Genomic DNA, 2,789 nt, shown 5'->3' with positions numbered 1-2,789 from the left:
GCCGATACCGGCAGTGTCAACGTCTGGATGCTGCGCCATATCCATGCCGGGGCCGAGCGCAAGACGCTTTCAAGCCTGCAGCACGGCACCATGGCCAACGCCTATCCCCAGGCGCTGGGTATTCAGGTCGCCTACCCCGAGCGCCAGGTGATCGCGCTGTGCGGCGACGGCGGACTCTCGATGCTGATGGGCGATCTTCTGACCCTGGTGCAGCGCAAGATCCCGCTCAAGATCGCGGTGTACAACAACCAGTCGCTGAGCTTCGTCGAGCTCGAGCAGAAGGTGGAGGGCATGCTCGACGCCTACACCGAGCTCGAAAATCCCGATTTCGGCGAGGTGGCCCGCGCCGCCGGGCTCTGGGGCAAACGCGTCGAGCGCGAGGACGAGCTCGAAAGCGCGATCACCGAATGGCTCGCCCATCCAGGGCCTGCGCTTCTGGACGTGATGACCAACCCGATGGAGCTGGTCATGCCACCGAAGGTGGAAGCCGGCCAGGTCGGCGCCACCGCGCTCTACTCCGCCAAGGCGGTGCTGAGCGGACGGATGGACGAGGTCGTCCATCTGGTGAAAAGCAATTTCTTGAAGCGTTAGGCGATGCGACTGCTCTTGTTTCAACGCCTTTATAGGTGAGCAGGCAAGAGCAGTGTAGTTTCAAGATTACTTATATAAATACAACGTATTTGTTACGTACTACTGCATATAAAACCCATCGTTTTAACCCGCAATACCTGCTTGCCTATTTTTACTTTGGTGAAGTATAGAACTTTGGTCGCGTTTGAACTGTTTAACCTTGCTCCTCCCGGCGCTTCTTCTTAACCTCTAAATGTATGATGTATTACCAATATTCGAACAGGGTAATACGCCAGCCGCCAGCAATCGGTCGCCGTCCTTGCAAGTCGTGCGCCGAAGAGTCGTTCCCAAAGACTACAACTCACAATGAACGCAAAAGGTAAGCTTATGCTGTTAGCCAGAAAAACGCTGATGAGTGTTAGTGTCGCCGGTGTCATGTTGGGGGCCGCTTTGGGCTCCGGTGTCGCCATGGCGCAGGACGCCCAGCTTCGCGGCAACGTTCGCGTCGTGATCGGCTCGACCTCTACCGGTGGTGATACCTATCAGAACGCCAGCATCGTGGTCGACCGCCTGGCCGAGCACCTGGGTGTCAACATGAAGGTCGACGCCGTGGGCGCAAGCTCCGCGTTTCGCACGCTGGATCGGGACTCCCGGGGCAACACCCTGATGATCTTCCACGACCAGTCTTACCTGGGGCATCTGTACGGCGTTCAGGGCTACGACGACATCTTCGAGAAATACACCATCGGGCCGACCATCGCCATCAATCCGGGCAATGCGTATCTGGTGCCCATGGACTCTCCGTACCAGAGCCTGGACGACATCATCGAGGCGGTGGGCAGTGGTGAAACCGTGCGCGTTGCCATCCAGCCAGGTGGGGTGTCGGAAATCGGTTTCAGCGCGCTCAAGAACGCGATCGCCATCGAGCATCCGGGCCAGGAGGACAATCTGGTCGCGGTCAATACAGGCTCCCAGTCCGACAAGAACCAGCAGCTCTTCGACGGCCAGGCCGATGTCATCAATGGCAGCGTGCAGGCCAACGAGCAGTATACCCGCCTGCCCGAAAGCGACCAGAAGGCGATGCGTTTCGTCTGGCTGACCGCGCGCCAGGAAACCATCGAGCAGGCACCGGAAGAGGGGCTTGGGCAGACCACTCGCGATCAGCTTCTGGAGTACGTCGAGCCCAACGTCACCGTCACCATGGGCGATGACGAGAACTTCACCTTCGATAAGGAGTTCTTCTTCCTTTACAACAAGGAGATGGATCAGGGCATCGTCGATCAGATCGACGAGGCGCTGACCGAGATCTTCGACGAAGGCGAGGTCCAGCAGGCGCAGCTCGATGCGTTCTTCATTCCGGATTTCAAGCCCTCCGCCGAGGCCTCCGAGTACCTGCAGGAGAAGATGTCCCGCTACCAGGACATCATCAGCAACATCAATTAAGCACATCGCGGCCGGCAGCTAAAGCGCCGGCCGCGCCTTCCTCTGGTAGGCACACGGCGAGCTTTACAGGCGCCGGTTACGTGCCGAATCTACGTTCGTGGAGCCGCCATGGCCTCAGATCTCTTGAGCGTGTCGATCGATTTCGAGACGTCGCACCTGTTTTTCCCACACATCGTGCACTGGCTACTGGCCGGGCTGTTCCTGCTGATTCTGGTGACGAAAGTGGTCCCCTTCATGGCTGCCGTCAAGCGCGGAGAGCGCACTCTGCCGATCATCGGCGAGGCGCGGGACTCGAAGCGGTTTTTCGGGACCCTGGCGCTGATCTGCGCGTATTTCTACCTGATGGCGGTGGTCGGAGATCTGTTTCCCTACACCGGGTACGGCTTTCTGTTCGTCTCGATGGTGTTCGTGCTGCTCATGTCGTTGATGTACCTGCACGACTGGACGAAGAAAAAACTGATCATCGTGGTGATCAACGCCATCGCCGCACCGACCATCGCCTGGTTCGTGCTCGCCAAGCTCTTCACCATCACTTTGCCGTGACCCAAGCGGGTAAATTGCCATGGATTTTCTAGCCTTTATCGATTTCACCTTTTTACTGCTCGTCGGCTTTGGCACCCTCGTGGGTATCATCTTCGGCGCGATTCCCGGCATGACGGCGACCATGGCGGTGGCCGTGTGTCTGCCGCTGACCTATGCGCTGGGCCTCAATCACGGGCTTGCGCTGCTGCTCGGGCTTTACGTGGGCGGTATTTCCGGCGGGATGGTACCGGCGG

At 58.6% G+C, this 2,789-nt stretch carries 4 protein-coding genes; all 4 read left to right on the top strand.

Annotation, left to right across the window (positions count from 1 at the left end):
- A partial coding sequence (locus tag BIS11_RS14370; protein ID WP_253586378.1) for a thiamine pyrophosphate-dependent enzyme occupies positions 1–591 on the top strand: 591 nt, incomplete at its 5' end.
- 390 nt (positions 592–981) lie between these two features.
- The gene (locus BIS11_RS14365; protein WP_253422441.1) at positions 982–2,013 is read left to right on the top strand and encodes an ABC transporter substrate-binding protein; all 1,032 of its coding nucleotides are present in this window, start codon (positions 982–984) and stop codon (positions 2,011–2,013) included.
- 108 nt (positions 2,014–2,121) lie between these two features.
- Positions 2,122–2,556 carry a tripartite tricarboxylate transporter TctB family protein gene (locus BIS11_RS14360; RefSeq protein WP_253422439.1) on the top strand — a complete coding sequence of 145 codons (435 nt, stop codon included), beginning with the start codon at positions 2,122–2,124 and terminating at the stop codon, positions 2,554–2,556.
- 19 nt (positions 2,557–2,575) lie between these two features.
- The coding region (locus BIS11_RS14355) for a tripartite tricarboxylate transporter permease (RefSeq protein ID WP_253586377.1) at positions 2,576–2,789 on the top strand (214 nt) is incomplete at its 3' end.

This window comes from Halomonas sp. 707D4, assembly GCF_024158685.1.
Lineage (GTDB): Bacteria > Pseudomonadota > Gammaproteobacteria > Pseudomonadales > Halomonadaceae > Vreelandella.
The sequence above is the reverse complement of the archived record's forward strand: the minus strand, read 5'-3'. Positions and strand labels throughout refer to the sequence as shown.

Coding starts and splice junctions, on each gene's coding strand:
- BIS11_RS14365 (WP_253422441.1), top strand. CDS start 982: ATGAGTGTTAGTGTCGCCGGTGTCATGTTGGGGGCCGCTTTGGGCTCC.
- BIS11_RS14360 (WP_253422439.1), top strand. CDS start 2,122: ATGGCCTCAGATCTCTTGAGCGTGTCGATCGATTTCGAGACGTCGCAC.